General features: G+C 61.4%; 20 protein-coding genes. 7 read left to right on the top strand and 13 right to left on the bottom strand.

Going from position 1 to position 19902, the window contains the following annotated elements:
* Positions 1–28: 28 nt before the first annotated feature.
* The 4 genes from HX873_RS15955 to HX873_RS15940 all read right to left on the bottom strand — a co-directional run bounded on the left by HX873_RS15955 (position 29) and on the right by HX873_RS15940 (position 4651).
* On the bottom strand, positions 29–1645 hold the full coding sequence (locus HX873_RS15955) for an inorganic phosphate transporter (RefSeq protein WP_177122884.1): 1617 nt from the start codon (positions 1643–1645) through the stop codon (positions 29–31).
* Positions 1646–1861: 216 nt separating this feature from the next.
* On the bottom strand, positions 1862–2884 hold the full coding sequence (locus HX873_RS15950) for a transporter (RefSeq protein WP_003211449.1): 1023 nt from the start codon (positions 2882–2884) through the stop codon (positions 1862–1864).
* Between the two features lie 100 nt (positions 2885–2984).
* Positions 2985–4160: a GAF domain-containing sensor histidine kinase gene (locus tag HX873_RS15945; RefSeq protein ID WP_177122883.1), complete on the bottom strand. Its 1176-nt coding sequence runs from the start codon at positions 4158–4160 to the stop codon at positions 2985–2987.
* Positions 4161–4345: 185 nt separating this feature from the next.
* Positions 4346–4651, bottom strand: a complete 306-nt coding sequence (locus tag HX873_RS15940) for a PepSY domain-containing protein (RefSeq protein WP_003211453.1) — start codon at positions 4649–4651, stop codon at positions 4346–4348.
* 140 nt (positions 4652–4791) lie between these two features.
* Between HX873_RS15940 and HX873_RS15935 the strand changes: the two genes are divergently transcribed.
* The gene (locus HX873_RS15935) at positions 4792–5721 is read left to right on the top strand and encodes a sterol desaturase family protein (protein WP_177122882.1); all 930 of its coding nucleotides are present in this window, start codon (positions 4792–4794) and stop codon (positions 5719–5721) included.
* Here the strand turns inward: HX873_RS15935 and HX873_RS15930 are convergent.
* Entirely contained in the window at positions 5662–6339 is a 678-nt protein-coding gene (locus HX873_RS15930) for a helix-turn-helix domain-containing protein (RefSeq protein WP_177122881.1), read from the bottom strand. The two genes, HX873_RS15935 and HX873_RS15930, sit on opposite strands and share 60 nt — an antisense overlap.
* Positions 6340–7467 (bottom strand): glycerophosphodiester phosphodiesterase, encoded by a 1128-nt coding sequence (locus tag HX873_RS15925; RefSeq protein ID WP_177022222.1) that lies wholly within the window; start codon positions 7465–7467, stop codon positions 6340–6342.
* Positions 7468–7699: 232 nt separating this feature from the next.
* On the opposite strand from HX873_RS15925, the gene HX873_RS15920 reads away from it, so the two are divergent.
* The gene (locus tag HX873_RS15920; RefSeq protein WP_008432956.1) at positions 7700–8023 is read left to right on the top strand and encodes a DUF2025 family protein; all 324 of its coding nucleotides are present in this window, start codon (positions 7700–7702) and stop codon (positions 8021–8023) included.
* A gap of 223 nt (positions 8024–8246) precedes the next feature.
* Here HX873_RS15920 and HX873_RS15915 read toward each other — a convergent pair whose 3' ends face one another.
* Positions 8247–8570: an antibiotic biosynthesis monooxygenase gene (locus HX873_RS15915; protein ID WP_003211463.1), complete on the bottom strand. Its 324-nt coding sequence runs from the start codon at positions 8568–8570 to the stop codon at positions 8247–8249.
* Positions 8567–9262, bottom strand: coding sequence for a CTP synthase (locus HX873_RS15910; RefSeq protein ID WP_102369737.1), 696 nt, complete (start codon positions 9260–9262; stop codon positions 8567–8569). Before HX873_RS15910 ends, HX873_RS15915 begins: the two co-directional genes overlap by 4 nt.
* Before the next feature lie 79 nt (positions 9263–9341).
* Here HX873_RS15910 and HX873_RS15905 point away from each other — a divergent pair, with 79 nt between their 5' ends.
* Positions 9342–10226 (top strand): LysR family transcriptional regulator, encoded by an 885-nt coding sequence (locus tag HX873_RS15905; protein ID WP_177122880.1) that lies wholly within the window; start codon positions 9342–9344, stop codon positions 10224–10226.
* Positions 10227–10331: 105 nt separating this feature from the next.
* Here the strand turns inward: HX873_RS15905 and HX873_RS15900 are convergent, their stop codons facing one another.
* The 4 genes from HX873_RS15900 to HX873_RS15885 form a co-directional block, all read right to left on the bottom strand.
* Positions 10332–10847 (bottom strand): DUF1003 domain-containing protein, encoded by a 516-nt coding sequence (locus tag HX873_RS15900; RefSeq protein WP_003211469.1) that lies wholly within the window; start codon positions 10845–10847, stop codon positions 10332–10334.
* Between the two features lie 80 nt (positions 10848–10927).
* On the bottom strand, positions 10928–12247 hold the full coding sequence (locus HX873_RS15895) for a PAS domain-containing methyl-accepting chemotaxis protein (RefSeq protein ID WP_177008446.1): 1320 nt from the start codon (positions 12245–12247) through the stop codon (positions 10928–10930).
* A 239-nt stretch (positions 12248–12486) separates the two neighbouring features.
* The gene (locus HX873_RS15890) at positions 12487–13545 is read right to left on the bottom strand and encodes a diguanylate cyclase (protein WP_003211472.1); all 1059 of its coding nucleotides are present in this window, start codon (positions 13543–13545) and stop codon (positions 12487–12489) included.
* A 188-nt stretch (positions 13546–13733) separates the two neighbouring features.
* The gene (locus tag HX873_RS15885; protein WP_003211473.1) at positions 13734–14354 is read right to left on the bottom strand and encodes a TetR/AcrR family transcriptional regulator; all 621 of its coding nucleotides are present in this window, start codon (positions 14352–14354) and stop codon (positions 13734–13736) included.
* Positions 14355–14478: 124 nt separating this feature from the next.
* Between HX873_RS15885 and HX873_RS15880 the strand changes: the two genes are divergently transcribed.
* The 3 genes from HX873_RS15880 to HX873_RS15870 all read left to right on the top strand — a co-directional run bounded on the left by HX873_RS15880 (position 14479) and on the right by HX873_RS15870 (position 18042).
* Entirely contained in the window at positions 14479–15537 is a 1059-nt protein-coding gene (locus HX873_RS15880; protein ID WP_003211475.1) for an MBL fold metallo-hydrolase, read from the top strand.
* A 123-nt stretch (positions 15538–15660) separates the two neighbouring features.
* The gene (locus HX873_RS15875) at positions 15661–16425 is read left to right on the top strand and encodes a hypothetical protein (protein WP_177122879.1); all 765 of its coding nucleotides are present in this window, start codon (positions 15661–15663) and stop codon (positions 16423–16425) included.
* Positions 16426–16659: 234 nt separating this feature from the next.
* A complete protein-coding gene (locus tag HX873_RS15870; RefSeq protein WP_256349637.1) occupies positions 16660–18042 on the top strand; it encodes an amidase family protein in 1383 nt (460 codons plus the stop codon).
* Positions 18043–18048: 6 nt separating this feature from the next.
* Here the strand turns inward: HX873_RS15870 and HX873_RS15865 are convergent, their stop codons facing one another.
* Positions 18049–18843 (bottom strand): SDR family oxidoreductase, encoded by a 795-nt coding sequence (locus HX873_RS15865; protein WP_008432939.1) that lies wholly within the window; start codon positions 18841–18843, stop codon positions 18049–18051.
* A 116-nt stretch (positions 18844–18959) separates the two neighbouring features.
* Here HX873_RS15865 and HX873_RS15860 point away from each other — a divergent pair, with 116 nt between their 5' ends.
* Complete coding sequence (locus HX873_RS15860) at positions 18960–19898, top strand: GlxA family transcriptional regulator (RefSeq protein ID WP_102369732.1); 939 nt, start codon at positions 18960–18962, stop codon at positions 19896–19898.
* Positions 19899–19902 lie beyond the last annotated feature (4 nt).

The following is a 19902-nucleotide window of genomic DNA, read 5'->3' as shown; positions in this document are numbered from 1 at the left end:
CCCGCTCCCACATTTTTATCGGGTTGTGTCAGAACAATTGGGTGAATAGCCAGTACAGGCTGCCCGATAACAGAATCGCCGCCGGCAAGGTCAGCACCCAGGCCATCAGCAAGTTGCGGATGGTCTTCATCTGCAAGCCACCGCCGTTCGCCACCATGGTCCCGGCCACACCCGACGACAACACATGGGTGGTGGACACCGGCAAGCCATACATGTCTGCCGCGCCGATGGTCAGCATCGCCACCATCTCGGCGGATGCGCCCTGGGCGTAGGTCAGGTGGGTCTTGCCGATCTTCTCGCCCACGGTCACCACGATACGTTTCCAGCCGACCATGGTCCCCAGCCCGAGGGCGATTGCCACGGCGATCTTGACCCACAGCGGGATAAACCGTGTGGCGTTGTCGATCTGTTGCTTGAACAGTTGCAGCTTGTTCTGGGTGTCGGCGTCGAAGTTGCCGACCTTGCCCTTGTCCATCAGGCGGATGGTTTCGCTGGTCAGGTACATGTCGTTACGCACGTTGCCCACGGCCTCGGCCGGTACGGCGGCCAGGGAGCCGTAGCTCTTCACTTCCTCACCGATATGCCCGGTGATGGCGGCCAGGGCGGGCACCAGTTCCGGGGTGGCTTCCTTGGTGCGTACGTAGGTCGACAAGGTGCCGCGAGAGTCGGCGGGAGCCAGTTGCGGCGCCGCTTTTACCAGGGCGGCCTGGGTGACTTCGGCCACCGCGGCAAACTGCAACGACTCACCGGCCGGCATGGTGCGGTTCAACGCGTAGGCCATCGGCAGGGTGCCCACCAGGATCAACATGATCAGGCCCATACCTTTTTGGCCGTCGTTGGACCCGTGGGCAAACGACACACCGGTGCAGGTGGCGATCAGCATGCCGCGAATCCACCAAGGCGGCGGGGTATCGCCTTTTGGCGCTTTGTACAGCGAGCGATTTTTCACGAAGGCCCGCAGCGCCAGCAACAGCAGGGCGGCGAAGGCGAAGCCGATCAGCGGCGACAGCAGCAGCGCATAACCGATCTTGATCGCCTGGCCCCAGTCCACACCGCTGGTGCCGTCGCGGCCATGCATCAGGGCGTTGGCCACGCCCACGCCGATGATCGAGCCGATCAAGGTGTGGGACGACGACGCCGGCAACCCCAGCCACCAGGTGCCGAGGTTCCACAGGATCGCGGCGATCAACAGCGCGAAGATCATCGCAAAGCCGGCGGAGGAGCCGACCTGCAAAATCAGCTCTACCGGCAGCAGGGCGATGATGCCGAACGCCACCGCGCCGCTGGATAGCAGCACGCCGAGGAAGTTGAAAAAGCCCGACCACACCACCGCGAAATGCGGTGGCAATGAGTTGGTGTAAATCACCGTGGCCACCGCGTTGGCGGTGTCGTGGAAGCCGTTGACGAACTCGAAGCCCAGGGCGATCAACAGCGCCACGCCCAGCAGCAGGAACGGCGTCCAGGTGGTGACCACCGTGCCCAGCTCGTGCATGTCGTGCATCAGGCTGTAGGCGGTGAACAACAGGCCCATGGCGAGTACGGCGAAGAAAATGATCACCGTCACCAGGCCCGGTTTTTTGTCCAGGCGCGGTTTGGGACCGTTGGTGACGGAGGCGGTGGAGGCGGTCAGCGAAGGGGTTGCCATGCCGGAACATCCAGTGTTGAGGGAGGATATCCGTCATGATCGTTGCAGAATGTTACAGAGATGCTGCGGTAAATCAGTGTTTAGGGAATTGAAGTTGCCGCCGGTCTATAAAACACCGCCGATAAAATGTGGGAGCTGGCTTGCCTGCGATAGCGGTGTATCAGTCACCACCGCTATCGCAGGCAAGCCAGCTCCCACATTGATCGCATTTCAAATTCAATAATCCTTGCGCTTGCGAAACGCCCAGCGCCCGGCAATCAACGTGAACGTTGCCACCAGCGCCACCAGAATCCAGAAGCCTTCAGGGTCTGTAGAAAGCGGCACACCACCAACGTTCATGCCAAAAAAACCGGCAATGATGTTGATCGGCAACGCCAGCACCGTGACCACGGTCAGGGTGAACAACGTGCGGTTGCTCTGTTCGTTGAGGTTGGCGGCGATCTCTTCCTGCAGCAGCTTGATGCGCTCACCCAACGCCATCAGGTCGTTGATGATCAGCGCAAACTCCTCGGTGGATTTGCGCAGCTCTTTCACGTCTTCCTTCTGCAGCCACTGGGGCGGACGATTGAGCAGCCGCAGCAACGAGCCCGGCTCCAGCGCCAGCAACCGTTGCAGGCGCACCAGCACCCGGCGCGCGGCACCCAGTTCGGCGCGGTTGGTGGACAGGCGTGACGACAGCAACTGGTCCTCGATCTGGTCGACGCTGAGGCTGGTCTTGCGCACGATCTGTGTCAGCACCTCGCCCTGGTCCCGCAGCAAATGCACCAACAGTTCCAGCGGCGAGCGAAAGTGTTCACCGGCCTTAACCGACGAGCGCAGCTTGTCCACCGAATGCAGCGGTTGCAGGCGCGCGCTGATCAGCAGCCGACTGCGGGCGCACACCCATAAGGTGGAAATGTCTGAAGACACCATGCTGCTGAAGTTGAAGACCACGTCGTTGACCACCGCCAGCAAGGCCGAGTCCACGTGTTCGATGCGGGTGGAGCGTGAGCCTTCGTGCAAGGCTTCGAAGAATTCTTCCGGCAGGTTCAGGTGCGCCTGCATCCAGCGCTCACAGGCGGCGTGGGCCAGGTTCAAATGCAGCCACAGAAATTCGTCGGGGTCTCCGGGCTGCTGCAAGGCCGCAAGGGCAGTGGCTGAATCAATCTGTTCGCCCTTTTCACCGGGGCGGAAACGAAAACCGTAGAGCAAGCCAAACAGGTCTGAGTCCTGGTGGCTGTGGTCGATGCTGTGGTTCATGGAGGCTCGCAGGGAAAGTGCCTGTAGGAAATTTCACAGGTTCACCTGAGCGCATCATGGCAACTGAATTTGACGCTTTTGTGACGGTTTGAGGTGGCCGTCAATCGCCTGTGGGCAAGCTGAAGCTGAACACCGTGCCGTCCTGCTCGCTGGAAGACACTTCCAGCCGCCCGCCATGGGCGTCGGCAATCTGTTTGACGATGTACAACCCCAGGCCCAACCCGGCCTGGGGCAGGGCGCCCGTCGGTCGGGAGTAGGGCTGGAACAGCAGCGGCATGGCTTGCTCACTGATCAGCCCAAGGTTTTTCACCGTTAACTCAAACGTGCCGGCGTTGACCTGCGCACTGACTTCAACCGGCCCTTGCGGATTGCCGTGGCTGATGGCGTTGGCGGCCAGGTTGGAGAGCAATTGCGCGAGCCGCTCGCGGTCGCCTTTCACACCCTTGAGATTGCCGATGCGGGCGTGAATCAGCCGCTTTGGATGGACGTGCTGCACCTCTTCCACCACATGCTGCAAAGTGTCTTCAAGCCCAGTGCATTCACTGATGTTCACCGGGATGCCGCTGCCCATTCGCCCGCGGGCAAAGTCCAGTACGTCCTCCACCAGTTGCGAGGCGCGGCGACCGCTGGCCAGCATGTGCCGCACCAGGGTGTCGGTGGCCGGGTCCGGGTGTTTGCGCAGCAGGCGTTCGGCGCCGACGTTGATGGCGAACAGCGGGTTGCGCAGGTCGTGGCCGAGCACGGCGATGAATTGTTCGCGCAGTTCGGCGGTTTCCCGCTCCTGCTGCAGGTCGGCTTCGGTCTGCTGGAGGCTTTCTTCGGCTTCGATCTGCAGCGACAGCACCCGGGCAAACGACTCCATGGTCGACTGGATGGTGCTGCTGCGCAGTTGCGCCGGGTTCGGGTCCAGGGCACAGATGGTGCCGAAGAAACGCCCGTCGGTGCGGAACACCGGCACCGAGATGTAGCTTTCAAAGTGGTAGATGCGCGGCGTGTGGTGGTCGCGGTACAGCGGGTCTTCGCTGGCTTTGTCGATCACGATCGAGACGTGGGAGTCGCGTATTTCGTGGCACAGGGTGGTGGTCAGGTCCAGCTCGCCACCCACGGGCAGGCCAAAGTCCAGTTGGTCGCGCACGGCGCAGGCGGTCCAGGAATCGTCGGTGACCCGGGCCACGGCCGCAAAACGCAAGCCGGTCATCTCGCTGACTACTTGGAGAATCGCCGGGACGGCGCTGATTCTGCCAATGGTGGCAATGTCGACGGCTTTTTGCCCCATGGCGAACGGTTCCGGTCCTGATGCTGCTGGCGTTGTGCCTTGGCTGATGGTTGGGATTCTAGCGAGCTTGGCGGCGTAAGGTACAAATTCGTTCACGCTAATTAGACTAATTGCTCTTCTGGGCGACGAGCGCGCATAAAAAAGCCGCGCGGCCCGAAGGCGGCGCGGCGTTTTTGCGGTTCAACTCAAGTGTCTTGCTTGTTTTCCAGGACTTCGCCGGTCTTGGCATCCAGCTTCACGTCCCACTTCACGTTGCTGGTGTCACGCAGTTCGGTCTCGTAGACCAGGCGGCCGGCTTTGTCTTCCAGTTCGGTGTCAACGATGGTGGCGCCTTTGTGCTGGGCCACGGCCTTGGCGTTGAGCTTTTCAAAATCCATCACGGCACCGGACTTGAGCAGGCTCGGAATCTGGTCCGGGCGAACATCGGCCTGGGCCAAACCGGCGGTAAGGGTCAAGGCGGCAGCAGCGAACAGAGCGGTCAGGTTTTTCATGGTGTGATCCTTTGGGGTGAGCTGTTTAAGTGGGATCAGGTTAACCAGCGCAACTTAACTCACCCTTAAGATTGCGCCGTTTGTTCAATCGGCGGCGAGTGCGGGGTTTCATGCTGGCGTCTCACTTACGGGAGGCACAGATGAAACAGTTAATGGCCTGGGTGTATGCGCCCTTGTTCTGGGCGGGGTTTATCGGGTGGGCGCTGTGGCTGGTGCAGAGGGATGCGCTGCAGTGGCTGGGGCTGGTATTTGTTCTGGCGGTGGCGGTGTCGTTTATCGCCGAGTGGTGGTTGCCCTATGAGCCGCAGTGGAATCGCAACCAGGGTGATCGTCGTCGCGACTTGATTCACGCGTTGGTCAATGAGGGCCTCAATGCGGCGGGCTTGTTGATCTTGCCGGTGCTGACCGCGCTGTTGGCCGTCGACGGTGTATGGCCGCGGGCGTGGCCGCTCTGGGCGCAATTGCTGCTGGCGATCTTCATTGCCGATGCGGGCATCACCCTGATGCATTACGCCAGCCACCGAGTCGCTGCCTTGTGGCGCCTGCACGCGGTGCACCACAGCGTGCAACGGCTGTATGGCTTCAATGGCTTGATGAAGCATCCGTTGCACCAGATGCTGGAAGCCACGGCCGGGTTGGCGCCGTTGATCCTGCTGGGCATTCCCACGGAGGTGGCGCTGCTGCTGGCCCTGGCGATTGCCGTGCAGTTGCTGTTGCAGCATTCCAATGTCGACATGCGCCTGGGGCCGCTGCGCTGGGTGTTCGCCTGGGCGCCGGTGCATCGTTTTCATCACATGAAATATGGCCGGGCTGGGGATGTGAATTTCGGCTTGTTTTTCAATCTGTGGGATTGGCTCTTGGGTACGGCGTTTTACAGCCATGACTATCGAATGGGGCAGGGCGACTTGGGGATTGGCAGCCGGCCGGATTTTCCGCGGGAGTATGTGGCGCAGTTGCGCGACCCGTTCAGGACGGTGCGCTTGAGCAAGGAGCCGCCGGTTCCCGCGGGTCTAGTCCAGGATTCGTACGTGCAGGTTGCGCAACGACGCCCCGGCCGTGACGCCGAATAGTTGCTTCATGGTCCGGGAAAAGTGCGCCGAATCGGCGAACCCGGCGCCATGGGCAGCCTCGGTCAGGGTGCTGCCGCCGAGCGCCAGTCCCAGCGCCACTCGCAAGCGCCGCCACAACACCAGGCGACGCACGGGCAAACCCAGTTGGTTGGCGAACAAACGTTCCAGCTGGCTCAACGAAACGTGCGCCGCCTGTGCCAGGGCGTGGGCCGAGACCTTGCCACTCAGTTGCTGATCCAGCGCCGACAGCGCGCGCTCCACCCTGGCATCTTCCAGTGCGCGTCTCGGCAATTGGCGCAGCGTGCGCTCGAGTGCTTCCAGGGACCGTTCACTGTCGGCCAGGGCGGCCTGCAAAGCGTCGAAGTCAAAGGCGCCGGGTTCGGCATACACCATCAACACCTCACCGTGGGAGTGGAGGATGGCGTGGGGCATTCTGGACGGGATAAACAGGCGATGGGCCGTGATGGCACAGCCATCGAGGCTGGCCGTGACCGGCCCGCCCGCGGAGAACATCAGCTGATGGGCATAGTGTGCGTGGGGCGCGGTGCGCCCCGGTATGCCCTGGATCAGCCCGTAGTCAGGCCCCAGCCACAGGCGACCTGACCATTCGGGGCTCACTCAGTAACCGTTGTCCTGCAGCAGGTCGGCCACACTCGAGGATGGCCAGCGCTTGTAGTACTTCAGCAGTTCGGCAGCGCGGTTGGTGAAGATGCCATCGACGCCGGCTTTCATGACCTTGTCGAAGTCCACCGGTTCATCCACGGTGTACACGTGCACCAGCAAGCCCTTGTCGTGGGTCAACTGGTTCATCTCGGGTTTGACCAGGTCGGAGTAGCTCTGGTCGCCGAGGTTGGTCAGTTGTGCCGAAGGGCCGGTACCGATGGCGCCCAGGCTCTTGGCCTCGTCGATCCATTTTTCGAACTCGGCGGCGTCCTTCGGCTCCTGCTTGGCGTAGTAGGCGGCTTTGCTCGGCTCGCCGGACTCGGCGAAGGGCACCTTGGATTTCGGTTCGATGCTGCCTTCACCTACCCACAACAGCAGGATTTTCGGGGTGTTGGGCATCTCTTTTTGCAGTTCTTTCAGGCTGTCTTTCTCAAAGGTTTGCAGCACCACGCGGCCCTTGCCCTGGCCGACGCCGATGTTTTTCTGGGCCTGGTTGGAGCCGGTGGAGCTCAACCAGCCTTTATCCAGCAGTTTGTTCTTCAGGTCGGCCTCGATGCCCGGGAATTGCTTCGGCTCCTTGGTTTCGATGTACAGGCCGGGTTTGTGCTGCGGGTTGCCTTCGGCGATCTTGATGATTTCGTCCAGGCTGAGAATTTTCAGGCCGACGAAGCCCGGGCGGGCACGGTCCGGGTAGGCGGCGTTGAACCAGCTGCCGGCGTCCAGGGTTTTAAGCTCGGCCCAGGTGAATTCGTTGGCCGGGCTATCCTTGCGCTCCGGGAACTTGGTGGCGACGTCGGTGGTGCGTTGCAGGTTGTTGTCATGCAGGGCGAATAGCACGCCGTCCTTGCTGCGTTGCAGGTCCATTTCCAGGTAGTCGGCACCCAGGTCGCGCGCGACTTTGTAGGCGGCGGCGGTGGATTCCGGTGCATCGAAGGAGGCGCCACGGTGGGCAATCACGGCAGGGTGCGGGATGCCTTCGTTGGCCGCGAGTTCGGTAGGGCTGATCGGGCTTGCCGCCTGTGCGTGGCCAAGGCCCAGCATCAGGGCCAGCAGCAGGGCACTCTTGGTAAACGTGACAGGCATATGCGAAGTCCTTTCGTGGAGGTAACTTTGAGAAGGGCTCCTTTTTAACAATTGCTTGCGAATGGCGCTATCACCAAACCGACATTAACGTGTTCACCGGCCATTTTTCTGCACTTTTGTGCGGTGCGATGCAGTACTCTTGCCTTGAATTGCCCCATCAGAGGGCAGATTTTCCTGCCACGCGTGTAAACCATCTTTCCAGTCCAAGTAGGACTTTTCAGTGAGGTTTACCATGCGCATCACCTCCGAGCTTATCTGCCAGGCCGCCGACCAACTCCAGGGTTTTGTCGGCCTGAACCGCAAGACTGGCCAGTACATCGTCCGTTTCAGCGAAGACTCCTTCGGCATGGACGTGGCCGATGACGGCATCATCCCAACCGCCGAGTTTGTCTGGCTGCCGGTCGACGGGCAGGCCATGACCTTGTCCCGCGAGCGGATCCAGTTGTTGCTGGACCAGAACATCGACGATCGCATCAACATCACGGAACCGCTGCGGGTGTACATGCGTCGGGTGGAGATTCCACAGATCAGTGCGGTGCGCAGTCTGGTCAGTTGAGTGCCGCATAGCCCTGCGGCTGGAGCGCTTTTTGTGGCTTGGGAGCTTGCTGTGGCTTGGGAGCTTGCTCCCGCTGGAGTGCGCAGCGCTCCCAAGATTTTGGGGCCGCTTCGCAGCCCAGCGGGAGCAAGCTCCCTCGCCACACAAGCTCCCTCACTACAGCAAGCGCCCTCACCACAGAGCCTCCCTTGTCCACATTAAGTGTTTTACACGGGCTGAGGTTTCAGCGCTCGAACGCGTAAGACCGCTCCACCTTGCACACCCGCGTATGGCACGCCGAGTACCAGGTGGCGCGGCCCTGTTCGCGCACCTCAGTGTGTTCGGCGTGCTGCTTCCAGGCCAGGATCGCGGCTTCGCTGCTCCAGTAGGACACCGTGATACCCAGCCCGTCGTCCCCGCGCGCCGATTCCACGCCGAGAAAACCGGGTTGTTGCCGGGCCAGTTCCAGCATGCGGTCGGCGGCTTGCCCGTAACCGTTGTCACCTTCAGTGCGCAATGAACTGAACACCACGGCGTAGTACGGCGGTTTGGGTGTCTTGGCGATCATGCGCAGGCCTTCAGCAGCGCAATGGCCAGCGGCGGGGTGACGTCTTTAAGCGCCGCACGTTCCGGCTGGAACAGGGTGGCGACAAAAAACGGATGGCCCAGCAACTCCACCGCCCGCAGGTCACCCGCCGAGTCATGGCCGCTGGCAATCAGGTCGGCTTCCAGCAATGCGCTTTCGAAGTCTGGATTGATGCCATAGCGGCAACGGTAGCCTTCATGGATATCCAGGGTGGCGTAGGCCTCGGCGATGCGGGTATAGGCCATCAAGCGGATGGTGTCGGTCGCTTCCACCAGCGCACAGGTCAGGGGCGTGAGTACTGCACGGGGCGAATCGGGAGCCAGTTCGCCGTGTTCTGCGTCGGCCCAGCCCAGCACGTTGCGGGCATATTCCAGCACAGCGTGTTGAAAACCGCCGCAGGTGCCGAGGAAAGGGCGCCGCTGTTCACGGGCATAACGGATGGCCAGCAGGGCGCCGTCCAGATCACGGTAAGGGCTGGCGGGGACGCACCAGAAGCCGTCGTAGTGCTGCAGTTGTTCGGTGGATTTGATCGTGTCGGTGGCCAGCCAGTCGAACCGCACCGTCAGGCCCAGCGCCGCGCCGGCCTGTTGCAACGCCAGGGGAATGGCCTGGTGGGCGGTAACTTGGGCATCGTAGTCGCCGATCAGGGCCAGGTGCAGGGTGGTTTTATTCATCGAGGGTATCCGTGGCTTGTTGAGTCCTGGCGCTCACTATAGATTGGCGCTCACGCAATCAATATTGGCGTTAACACACATGTTCAATGCAGCGGTGCACTATCAGATCGACTACCCCGACCTTTCCCTGATCCTCGCCCTGGTGCGCGGCGGCACGCTCGCGCGGGCGGCGGCGTTGCTGCGGGTGGACGTGTCTACGGTGTTTCGCGCGGTGCGGCGGCTGGAGACGGCGCTGGGCCAGACGCTGTTCGAAAAGAGCCGCGCCGGCTACCTGCCCACCACCTTGGCCACCACCCTCGCCGAGCAGGCCGAACGTGCCGAACAGGCGCTGGAGGCAGCACGGGTGGGAGTGGAGCAGGGCGGTGAAGTGATCAGCGGTACGGTGCGCCTGACGTGCACGGACTCGGTATTGCAGTCACTGTTGCTGCCGGCCCTGGCGCAGTTCATGCCGGGCTACCCGGCGTTGACCCTGGAGCTGAGCACGTCCAATGACTTCGCCAACCTCAGCCGCCGCGATGCGGATATCGCCCTGCGCCTGACCAAGGCACCGCCCGAGCATCTGGTAGGACGTTGCCTGGGCACGGTGTCGTATCGGGTGTGCGCCAGTGCCGACTATTCCCGCCAGCATGCGGGGGAGGAACTGGCGGCCCTGAACTGGATCGCGCCGGATGACTTCCTGCCGGATCACCCCACCGTCACCTGGCGGCGCCAGCACTTGCCGGGAGTGATGCCAGCCTATCGCTGCAACAGCATGGTTTCGGTAACCGAGCTGGTGCGCGCGGGACTCGGCGTGGCCGCGTTGCCGGATTACCTGCTGGGCGCGGGTCTGGAACCGTTGAGCCCGCCGCTGGTGGGGCACGACACCGCCCTGTGGCTGCTGACGCGCCCCGATTGCCGGGCCTTGCGCTCGGTGGTGACGTTATTTGATCAGTTGAGCCAGCATGTGCGCTTGCCGGTGAGATAACTGTGGGAGCTGGCTTGCCTGCGATACAGGCGCTGTGGTGCATCAGGCATACCGCGCAGATGCTATCGCAGGCAAGCCGGCTCCCACACGGGATGCGTGGGAGGGTCAGGTCTTGCGCACGAATTGGTCGTGCATTTCGCTGGTCAGCCCTTCGATGCGTTCGGTCAGTTGTTTGGTCATCTCGGTGAGCTTGGTGTTCTGCTCCAACAGTTCCAGCAGTTGCTTGGTGGTCTGCGCCGCCTGGGCCTGGCGTTCGGTGTTGGCCACGGCCAGGGCTTCGCGGTGCTGGGCGTCGGCGTCGGATTGGGCCTTGTCCCGTGCGGCCTGGCGGGTCTGGGCGAGCAAAATCAAGGGGGCGGCATAGGCCGATTGCAGGCTGAACGCCAGGTTCAAGAGGATGAACGGGTAGACGTCAAAGTGCGTGATGCCGGTCATGTTGAGCACGACCCACAGAATCACGATTGCCGTTTGCGCCCCCAGGAACGTCGGGGTGCCAAAGAAGCGCGCGAAGGCTTCGGCTTTCAACGCAAAGGTGTCGTTGCCAAAGGTCGGCGCGAGATGGGCGTGTTTACGATGAAAGCGCAGGTGGTCAACGTTGGCTTCAGGTTTATCCGGGGTCATGGCGGGCTCGAATCCGTGGCGTAAGACAAGCCACCACTATAGACCGAGCCCTCGGCCTGGCACATGAAGAACCCTGTCGCTTACCTGTTGCCCCGTTCATTGGCAAACGCACTCACAGCCTGCACCGCCTCGCTGGCGCCTTCGCGAATCTGCAGGATCACCGTGCCGGCCTGGTTGGCCAGGTCCACGCCTTGGGCGGCGCGGTCGCGGGTACCGTCCATGCTGTCGATGGCCTGGCGGGTTTCGGTCTGGATCATCTCGATCATCGACGAAATCTCGGCCGTTGAACCGCTGGTGCGCGCCGCCAATTGCCGCACTTCATCGGCCACCACCGCAAAGCCACGCCCTTGTTCGCCGGCGCGTGCGGCTTCGATGGCAGCGTTCAATGCCAGCAGGTTGGTCTGGTCGGCAATCCCGCGAATGGTGTTGACGATGGCGGTGATCTGCTGCGAACGCTCGCCCAGCTTGGCGATCAGCGCGGAAGAACCGTCGATATTGGCGGCAATCTCACGCATGCCGGTGGCGGTCTGCTGGATCACCTCGGCGCCTTTTTCGGCGATGTCCCGGGTTTGCAGCGAGATGTGATAAGCCTGGGTGGCGCTTTGCGCGTCGGCCGCGTGTTTCTCCACCATGGCCGTGACGTCGGAGGCGTATTTCACCACCTTGCACAGGCGCCCGCTGGCGTCGTACACCGGGTTGTAGTTGGCCTCCAGCCACACCACCTGGCCGTTTTTGTCGATGCGTTCGAACTGGCCGTTGAACAGCTCACCCTGGTTCAGCCGTCGCCAGAAATCGCTGTAGGCGCTGCTGTTGGCCAGCTCCGGTGTGCAGAACATGCGGTGATGCTTGCCCTGCACCTGCGCCAGGTTGTAGCCCATGCGCTGCAGGAAATTCTGGTTGGCGCTGATGATGGTGCCGTCGAGGTTGAACTCGATCACCGCCATGGCGCGGTCGATGGCCTGCAACTTGGCGTTGGCTTCACTCTCGGCCTGCATTTTCGGGGTGACGTCCATGGCGTACTTCACCACTTTCACCACGCTGCCGGACTCGTCGCGCACCGGGTTGTAGCTGGCCTCCAGCCAGATCGGCTGGCCGCCGCTGGTCACCCGTTCGAAGGTCCCGGACTGGAATTGGCCGTTGCGCAATTGCGTCCACAGTTGGCCGTACTCGGCGCTGCGGGCAAAGGCCGGGGTGCAGAACAGGCGGTGGGACTGGCCCACGACTTGGTCGGCGGTGTAGCCCATGGCCTTGAGGAAATTCTCGTTGGCCCGCAGGACCGTGCCTTGCAGATCAAATTCAATCACCGCCATGGAGCGGTCGATGGCGTCGAGAAGGCTGGCTTGCTGGGCAAGGGTGGCTTGCAGGGTACTGATGGTTTTTTTATGGGCGTTGAATAGCATGGTCGTGTGCTCGGGGGAAGCAAGCGTCGGGGGTATCCATGGGGTCGCCTGCCACCGTAAGGCCTGGCCATACGGCAAACGTGCTCATTGCCAGCTTCCTTGTGCTGGCAGCGGGGTGGAACAGCGGGTTCTGAGTCGTATGGCCGGCAAGAAGTTCTACGCCAGTCGACCAATGGCGGCATTATGCTATCGGTCGGCGACGGGCGCGTTTAATTCAGACGAGATGCAGAGGGCGGGATTCAGGCGGAATGGGCGACCACGTAGTCGCTGATATTGACTCGGTTACGGCCGGTGTCCTTGGCCGCGTACAGCGCGCGGTCCGCTGCGTTGAGCCACATGGCCGCGTCGGTGAAGGTGCTCTGGAAAGACGCCAGGCCAATGCTCAGGCTGACCCGCAGTTCGGGGATTTCCGGGTTGCGGTAATTGCTGAACACCTCGCGCATGCGTTCCATGACTTGCGCGGCCTGTTCCATGGGCATGTCCGGAAGAATCACACAGAACTCGTCGCCGCCGTATCGCCCGGCCAGGTCGTTTGCCCGCAGGTTGCGTCGAAGTTCCAGGCTTAGTTGGCGCAGAACCTGGTCACCGATGATGTGCCCATAGCTGTCGTTGATCTGCTTGAAATGGTCGATGTCGATCAGTGCGATGGTGGCGTTCCCATGTTGTTGCTGGCACTTGTGAAACTTCAGGTGCAGCAGGTCTTTCCACGAACCGTGGTTGAGCAGGCCGGTGAGGCTGTCGGTGCGGCTCAAGGCGCTCAGGGCGCGTTTGTGTTCCGACAATTTGATCGCCAGGCGGTAGCAGACCATGCCCAGCGCCATGGGATACAGGGTCAGCATCGGCAGGCAGGCGTAGACCTGGACCAGGCTGACGTCGGGATTGAAGTGGATGCCAAACAGCAGCCAGGACACGCCGATACCTGCCAGTTGCGCCACGATGCCGTGGAGGAACAGGCGTTTGCCGCCGGCGGCTACGTTGTTCATGGTCATCATCGACAGGATGGTCACGGCCGTCAGTGGTGTGAACTGTGTAGTCGCCGCCCAGAACCCGCCGAGCAGCGAGTCGTAGAGCAGGTTTCGCCGTTCCGCCTTGTAGGGGAAATCGGAGCGGGTCGAAAGTTGATAGGCCAGGTGCGCCCAGCCAAAACCATTGAACAGCAGCAACGCCCAGACCCAGCCTGGCATTTGCAGTGGGTAGAGCGCGGCGATGACGCTGATGCAGCCGATGCCCAGGCCGATGATCCTTGGCCTGTAGATACGTCTGGCAAATGACAGCCCTTTGCCTCGTTGGTTTTCCATAGATTCCTGGGTCGATTCTTTTTTTGCAGGTACGACGGCACACGTGATCGGGAAAACCACTGGTCGGATAATACGTGTGAATATTGTCAGTTATTCGCGTGGGAATAATCAGTGTCCTTCCAGGCCATTTGCAAAGGACACGCGGCGAATCAGATAAAAACGACCTTGGATGTCGTTCCTGCAACAGGTCAGTGCTGCGGCACGACCTCATAGCCTGCGAGGAACAGGTCGATGGCCGACTCGATGACGTTCGCTTGGGCGTCGGCGTCCAGGGTCGGCTGGCCGAGGGTGATCTGTGGCCAGAAGGCAAAGGCCTTGAGCAGGCTTTGCACCTGGTGGGCGGCGAAGCATGGGTCGGTGCAGCTCAGCCGGCCGTCTTCCTGGGCGGCGCGCACCCATTGTGTGAAGCCTTCTTCACGCTTGCTCAGGCGGTTGACCATGTCCTGGGCACGTTCCGGCGAGTGGATGGTGGCGGCAATCGCGACCCGGGCCAGGTCGAGGAAGTTGGCGTCCGACATCATCGTCATCTTGGCCTGCAGCAACCCGCGCAGTTGCTCTCGCAGCGGGCGGTCGCTGGCGTAGCTGACGTCCAGTTGCGCAACACTGCTGGCCCACAGTTGATGCAGGATCTCGGCAAACAGCTCTTCCTTGCTCGGGAAGTGGTTGTACACCGTGCGCTTGGAAACCCCCGCCGTGGCGGCAATCTTGTCCATGCTGGTGACCTCGAACCCGTTGTCACGAAACTCGGCAATGGCGGCTGCCACGATGGCTTCGCGTTTACGGTCGGTGAGGCGCAGGGGTACAGTCATGGTGGGAGTTCGGCTCTGAAGGGAAACTTACACTCGGTAGTTTACTTGCTCCCGGTTTTGTTGCAATCTAGAAACTACACTGTGCAGTGTAATTTTTAGAGCAGTCTGCAGGAGTTCCTCGGTAATGGCCACGATCTCAACCCGTCTCGACAGTTCTTCTACAGCGCCCAAGTCTTCCGAACAGCATCAAGGTCACTTCACCAATCAGAAGCCCATCCAGCATGGCGGCTTGGGCAAGACCCTGGGCATCATGTGGAAGATGCTCTTCCAGAAGCCCCGCAGCACGCGCCCGGTGGGTGAGATCCCGGTGCAGCCGCTGACTCGCGAGCAACTGTTTGCCGCCCCGGACCATAGCGTTTTCCGCCTCGGCCATTCCACTGTTCTGCTGAAAATGCGCGGCAAGTTCTGGCTGACCGACCCGGTGTTCGCCGAGCGTGCTTCGCCGTTCAGTTGGGCGGGCCCCAAGCGTTTCCATCAGCCGCCGATCAGCCTTGAGGACCTGCCACCGATCGAGGCGGTGATTCTTTCCCACAACCACTACGACCATCTGGACCACAAGGCGGTGGTGCAACTGGCGGACAAGACCCGCTATTTCCTCGCGCCGCTGGGTGTGGGCGATACGCTGGTCAAGTGGGGCGTGGATGCCAGCAAGGTGCGGCAGCTGGATTGGTGGCAGGGCACTGAAGTGGACGGGATTCGTTTTGTGTCCACGCCGGCCCAGCACTTTTCCGGGCGCGGCCTGTTCGATGGCAACCAGACGCTGTGGTGTTCGTGGGTGATGATCGACGGCTCACGGCGAATTTTCTTCAGCGGCGATACCGGCTATTTCGAGGGCTTCAAGCGTATCGGCGAGCAGTACGGCCCGTTTGACCTGACCCTGATGGAGACGGGTGCCTACAACGTCGACTGGCCCCACGTGCACATGCAACCGGAAGAAACCCTGCAGGCGCACATCGACTTGAAGGGCCGCTGGCTGCTGCCGATCCATAACGGCACGTTCGACCTGGCGTTTCATGCATGGCACGAACCCTTCGACCGCATCATGGCGCTGGCATGGGAGCGTAACGTGTCGATCACCACACCGGCGATGGGGCAGGCGTTCATGCTCAACCAGCCGGAGCGCGGGCAGGCCTGGTGGCTGGAAGTCGAGCATCAGGGCAGTGAAGCGCACGTCAGCGGATAATCACCGTCTGATCGCGCGCTCAGGGATTTTGAACGAGCCATAACCAGCCATTTCCGACAGACATCCACCTCGCTTAAGGGATGCAATCACGCCTCGAAACTTTATTCCGGGGCGTGGGAGTGTATGGACGATAAGAGTAGGAAGGTCACGGGGCCGGGCGTGCGCTGCCTGTTCAAGCCTTCAGGATCGGTGGACAGTTGTACTCCCCAGCCTTGCGCCCCCACTGCCAGCCAGGGCGTCGTGTTTGGCAGTCATGCGGCCGGTACGATCGTCAATTCGGCCACTCACCAGGGCGGCCTGGAGTTTGGCTCCACGGGCGGTTACGGCCCCAGGCTCGACCTCCCTGGCCCCATGATGCACAGCGTGCGCGATCCCGCGTTATCACTGATTGCCCTCAGCGGCGTCGACCCCGAGGGGCGGGTGATGATGGAGATTCCACCCGTCGCTGATCCGGGTCATCTGATCAACACACCGCCCCTGGCTGGCAGCCGTATTGGTTTTGCCAGCGAGTACGTTACCGGTGATGTGCGCAAACCCGCCAAACACAGCTCGCACTTTGCCCGGGTACTGGACGTACTGCGTGCAGCCGGTGCGCAATTGGTGCCTGTGACGGCGCGGGTGACCGATGACACACGTCACTTCACCCTGGACCCCGGCAATGAGATTAACGACCGGGTCACGGAAAACCGCCTGGATGGGGTGGTGGCGGATGCGCAAGGTGTTGCTTTCCACAAAGCAGCGACTGCCGATAACCCACGCTTCAGCGTGCCCGCGGGCACCGACGTCGACGGAGTGTCGAGGGTCGTCTGGTTCTATGGTGCGCACTGGTCCAGAGATCGTCTGGCGGCGTTGGTGCGAGGTTGTCAGCAGGTTCTAGGGCGGCTTTAAGGGCCTACGCCATGGGAAGAGTGATCGTACGCCGCGGTAAGAGTTGCCCCCGAGTCATCGAGTATTTCGCTTCTTAGACTGAGGCAGGGATATCAACGGTATTCCCAACATTCAGGCAGGCGGGGAGTATTTATGATCGGACCAGGTTTGGGCGCGGGATGGGCAGCGGGGCTTTTCGATGCAGTGGTGAACCCGCCACAGGCCTACAGGAGTGCCGACGATTTGGCGGCGGCCATGACCCGGCCCAATGGGGCCAGTTCCGATTCGGTGGTGAGGGACTCGCTGAAGCTGATCGCCACCATGGACAAGGGCTTGCAGGGCGGCAATGCGTTCATTGAAATCAATCCTGACGCTCGTGTGAACGCCCGTGCGCTGGATCTGGAACGGGCCGAAGGCAAAGTGCGCGGGCCTTTGCATGGCGTTCCGATAGCGCTCAAGGATGTGTTCGAAACCGGCGACAAGATGCAGACCAGCGGTGGCTCCATGGCGCTGGTGGGCAGGCCCGCTTCAAGGAACGCCAAGGTGGTGGACAACCTGCTGAAGGCTGGCGTTGTGATTATTGGAAAAACCAACATGAGCGAATTGTCCAATTTTCGCTCTGAGGCGCCGGTTGATGGCTGGAGCTCCAGGGGCGGCTTGACCCTCAACCCGCATCGGCTGGATGGCCAGGCGGCGGGATCGAGTACGGGCTCTGCGGTAGCCGTTGCTCAAGGGATTGTGCCCTTGGCATTGGGGGTCGAAACCAATGGTTCAATCATTACGCCGGCGGCTTACAACGGTGTTATTGGTTTCAAACCGACCGAAGGATTAGTGAGTACCGAAGGGGTGATGACCAGTTCCCGCCAGGACACGGTGGGCACCTTCACCCGTAACGTGCGTGATGCGGCGCAAGCACTGGATGCGATGACGGATACCAACCGCTACACCCAGGGAATCAAGCCTGACGCCTTGGTGGGCAAGCGCATCGGCTATACGCCGTTGCCTGAGTTATCAGCAGAAGATGCCAACGACCCGGCGAAAATAGCCGACAGGCAGCACTTCGAGGATGCCATTACGTTGCTGCGGGGCAAGGGCGCGACATTGGTACCCGTGGGTCAACTGGGTGAGGGCGTCCCGTACGAAACCCATGAACAATATAACGACGCGTTGTTATCGGACGTTAAACACCAGCTTGAAGCCTACCTGGCCGGACGGGCAGGCTTGCCGGTGAAGTCGCTGGCTGAGCTGATTGAATTCAACGAGCGCAACAGCGGTCCGGGTGTGCCGGATCAACAGATGCTCACCATGATCAACGGGATGGATATCAGTGATGAGGCGCGCAATGAGTTATGGGCTGCCATCGGCCCGATTTTCAAAAGCACCATCGATAAGCCACTGGCCGAGCATAAGCTTGATGCAATAGTGTCCAATTTTCACTCGTACAGTTACTACTACTCGGCAGTGGCCGGTTATCCCGGTATCTCCATGCCATCGGGAATGGACGATGAAGGGATGCCAACGGCCGTTCACTTTTATGGGGCAAATTTGAGCGAAGCCACGTTGCTGTCGGTCGCCTACGGGTATGAGCAGGCCTCCCATGCAATCAGGAAGCCTGCGTTTACACCCGGCCTGCGCTAGTCCGGATTACTTCAACCCATAACGAGCGGCGGGTTCACGGTGCGACAGGTTCGGGCCCAGGGCCAGCCGTGCGCTTTCGTAGGTGTCCCAATCGGCGCTGTCCGGCAGGGACGGAATCGTCACGGCTTCGCCTTGGGCGAGGCCTGCCAGGGCGGCGTCCACCAGGTTTTCGGTGGTCATCACCATGGCTTCCGGCAGGTTGTTCACAGGCAGGCCGGCGATGTCCCAGAACTCCGTGGCGGTAGCGCCTGGCAGCACCACCTGGACCACTACGCCCTTGTCACTCAGCTCATGCTGCAGCGATTCGCTGAACGCCTGCACGAACGCTTTGGTACCGCCATACACGCCGTTCAGCACTTTGGGAGCGAGAGCGACAATCGAGCCGATATTGATAATCGTGCCACGCCCTTGGGCGACAAAGTTGGTTGCCGCGGCTTTGGCCAGGCGGGTCAGCGCCAGCACGTTCAGCAGAATCATCGCGTCCATTTTGTCGGCATCCGACTCCAGCAGCGAAGCCGTGGCGCCCACACCGGCGTTATTCACCAGCAGGCTGATACGGCTGTCTTCGTGCGCGATCCGGGCGATTCGCGCCAAGTCGGCTGGCAGATTGAGATCGGCCGCTATCACCTGCACGTCACGCTGGGTATTGGCTTTCAAGCGTGTTGCCAACTGCTCCAGACGTTGCTGGTTGCGGGCCACCAGAATCAGATCGTAGCCGGCACGGGCCAGGCGGTCGGCATACACCGCACCAATTCCTGACGAGGCACCGGTAATCAGGGCATAACCTTTGTGTTGCGACATGGCAGTTGCTCCAAATGGGCCGGGGAGGGGGTCGGCCTTGTTGGAACCAAGATTATGGGTGTAATGTGGTGGCTGCAATGTCGTATATCCCTCCTTTAGAGACATGAGGTTTGGCCATGGTGTCCGTCGGTATCCTGCTTTTTCCCGGTTTCCAGGTGCTCAGCCTGTCCACCAGCAGCGTGTTCGAGTTTGCCAACTTCGTGGTGGGGCGACCGTTCTACCGCGTGGACTTGTTGTCGGAGCATGGCGGGCCGATAAAAAGCTCCATGGGCTTTGCCATTGATAGCCTGGCGTTCGGGCAGCAGGTCTACGACACGATCCTGGTGCTGGGGGACAACGAACTACTTAAGCCCACTCCTGGCATGGTGGAGTACCTGCAAGCGTCGTTGACGGCGTCGCGCCGGGTTACATCGGCCTGCACCGGTTCGTTCCACCTGGCAGCGGCCGGCCTGTTGGAAGGGCGCAAGGCAACCACCCACTGGTACCACGCCATGACGTTTCGCCAGCGCTACCCCAACGTGAAGCTGGAGGAAGACCGGATCTTCACCGTCGATGGCCCGCTCTGGACCTCTGCCGGGATGACCGCCTGCATCGACCTGGCCCTGGCCCTGGTCGAGCACGATTTGGGCGTGGAAGTGGCCCGCGACGTGGCGAAAAAACTGGTGGTTTACCATCGCCGTGCCGGTGGCCAGTCACAGTTCTCGGCGTTGCTGGAACTGGACCCAAAGTCCGACCGCGTACAAACCGCCCTGGCGTGGGCCAAAGGGCACTTGCACGAGGACCTCTCGGTAGAGCAACTGGCGCAAGCGGCACACCTCAGCCCGCGTCAGTTCAGCCGACTGTTCCGCGCCGAAACCGGGCAATCGCCGGCCAAGGCGGTAGAACACCTGCGCATTGAAGCGGCGAGGTTGATGCTCGAATCCGGCAGCCACTCCATCGACGTTGTCGCCCGGGAGACGGGCTTCGGTGACCCGGAGCGCATGCGTCGAGCCTTCCTGCGAGCGTTTGGCCAACCGCCACAAATGATCCGTCGGGCGTTGCAGTTGCAGGCGTGAACTT

This window comes from Pseudomonas sp. P7758, from assembly GCF_013386485.1.
In the GTDB taxonomy this organism is placed as follows: domain Bacteria; phylum Pseudomonadota; class Gammaproteobacteria; order Pseudomonadales; family Pseudomonadaceae; genus Aquipseudomonas.
This window is presented reverse-complemented; position numbering and strand designations above follow the sequence as displayed.

Excerpts from the sequence above, each read along its gene's own strand:
- HX873_RS15955 (WP_177122884.1), bottom strand. The coding sequence starts at position 1,645 with ATGGCAACCCCTTCGCTGACCGCCTCCACCGCCTCCGTCACCAACGGT.
- HX873_RS15950 (WP_003211449.1), bottom strand. The coding sequence starts at position 2,884 with ATGAACCACAGCATCGACCACAGCCACCAGGACTCAGACCTGTTTGGC.
- HX873_RS15945 (WP_177122883.1), bottom strand. The coding sequence starts at position 4,160 with ATGGGGCAAAAAGCCGTCGACATTGCCACCATTGGCAGAATCAGCGCC.
- HX873_RS15940 (WP_003211453.1), bottom strand. The coding sequence starts at position 4,651 with ATGAAAAACCTGACCGCTCTGTTCGCTGCTGCCGCCTTGACCCTTACC.
- HX873_RS15935 (WP_177122882.1), top strand. The coding sequence starts at position 4,792 with ATGAAACAGTTAATGGCCTGGGTGTATGCGCCCTTGTTCTGGGCGGGG.
- HX873_RS15925 (WP_177022222.1), bottom strand. The coding sequence starts at position 7,467 with ATGCCTGTCACGTTTACCAAGAGTGCCCTGCTGCTGGCCCTGATGCTG.
- HX873_RS15920 (WP_008432956.1), top strand. The coding sequence starts at position 7,700 with ATGCGCATCACCTCCGAGCTTATCTGCCAGGCCGCCGACCAACTCCAG.
- HX873_RS15915 (WP_003211463.1), bottom strand. The coding sequence starts at position 8,570 with ATGATCGCCAAGACACCCAAACCGCCGTACTACGCCGTGGTGTTCAGT.
- HX873_RS15910 (WP_102369737.1), bottom strand. The coding sequence starts at position 9,262 with ATGAATAAAACCACCCTGCACCTGGCCCTGATCGGCGACTACGATGCC.
- HX873_RS15905 (WP_177122880.1), top strand. The coding sequence starts at position 9,342 with ATGTTCAATGCAGCGGTGCACTATCAGATCGACTACCCCGACCTTTCC.
- HX873_RS15900 (WP_003211469.1), bottom strand. The coding sequence starts at position 10,847 with ATGACCCCGGATAAACCTGAAGCCAACGTTGACCACCTGCGCTTTCAT.
- HX873_RS15895 (WP_177008446.1), bottom strand. The coding sequence starts at position 12,247 with ATGCTATTCAACGCCCATAAAAAAACCATCAGTACCCTGCAAGCCACC.
- HX873_RS15890 (WP_003211472.1), bottom strand. The coding sequence starts at position 13,545 with ATGGAAAACCAACGAGGCAAAGGGCTGTCATTTGCCAGACGTATCTAC.
- HX873_RS15885 (WP_003211473.1), bottom strand. The coding sequence starts at position 14,354 with ATGACTGTACCCCTGCGCCTCACCGACCGTAAACGCGAAGCCATCGTG.
- HX873_RS15880 (WP_003211475.1), top strand. The coding sequence starts at position 14,479 with ATGGCCACGATCTCAACCCGTCTCGACAGTTCTTCTACAGCGCCCAAG.
- HX873_RS15875 (WP_177122879.1), top strand. The coding sequence starts at position 15,661 with ATGGACGATAAGAGTAGGAAGGTCACGGGGCCGGGCGTGCGCTGCCTG.
- HX873_RS15870 (WP_256349637.1), top strand. The coding sequence starts at position 16,660 with ATGACCCGGCCCAATGGGGCCAGTTCCGATTCGGTGGTGAGGGACTCG.
- HX873_RS15865 (WP_008432939.1), bottom strand. The coding sequence starts at position 18,843 with ATGTCGCAACACAAAGGTTATGCCCTGATTACCGGTGCCTCGTCAGGA.
- HX873_RS15860 (WP_102369732.1), top strand. The coding sequence starts at position 18,960 with ATGGTGTCCGTCGGTATCCTGCTTTTTCCCGGTTTCCAGGTGCTCAGC.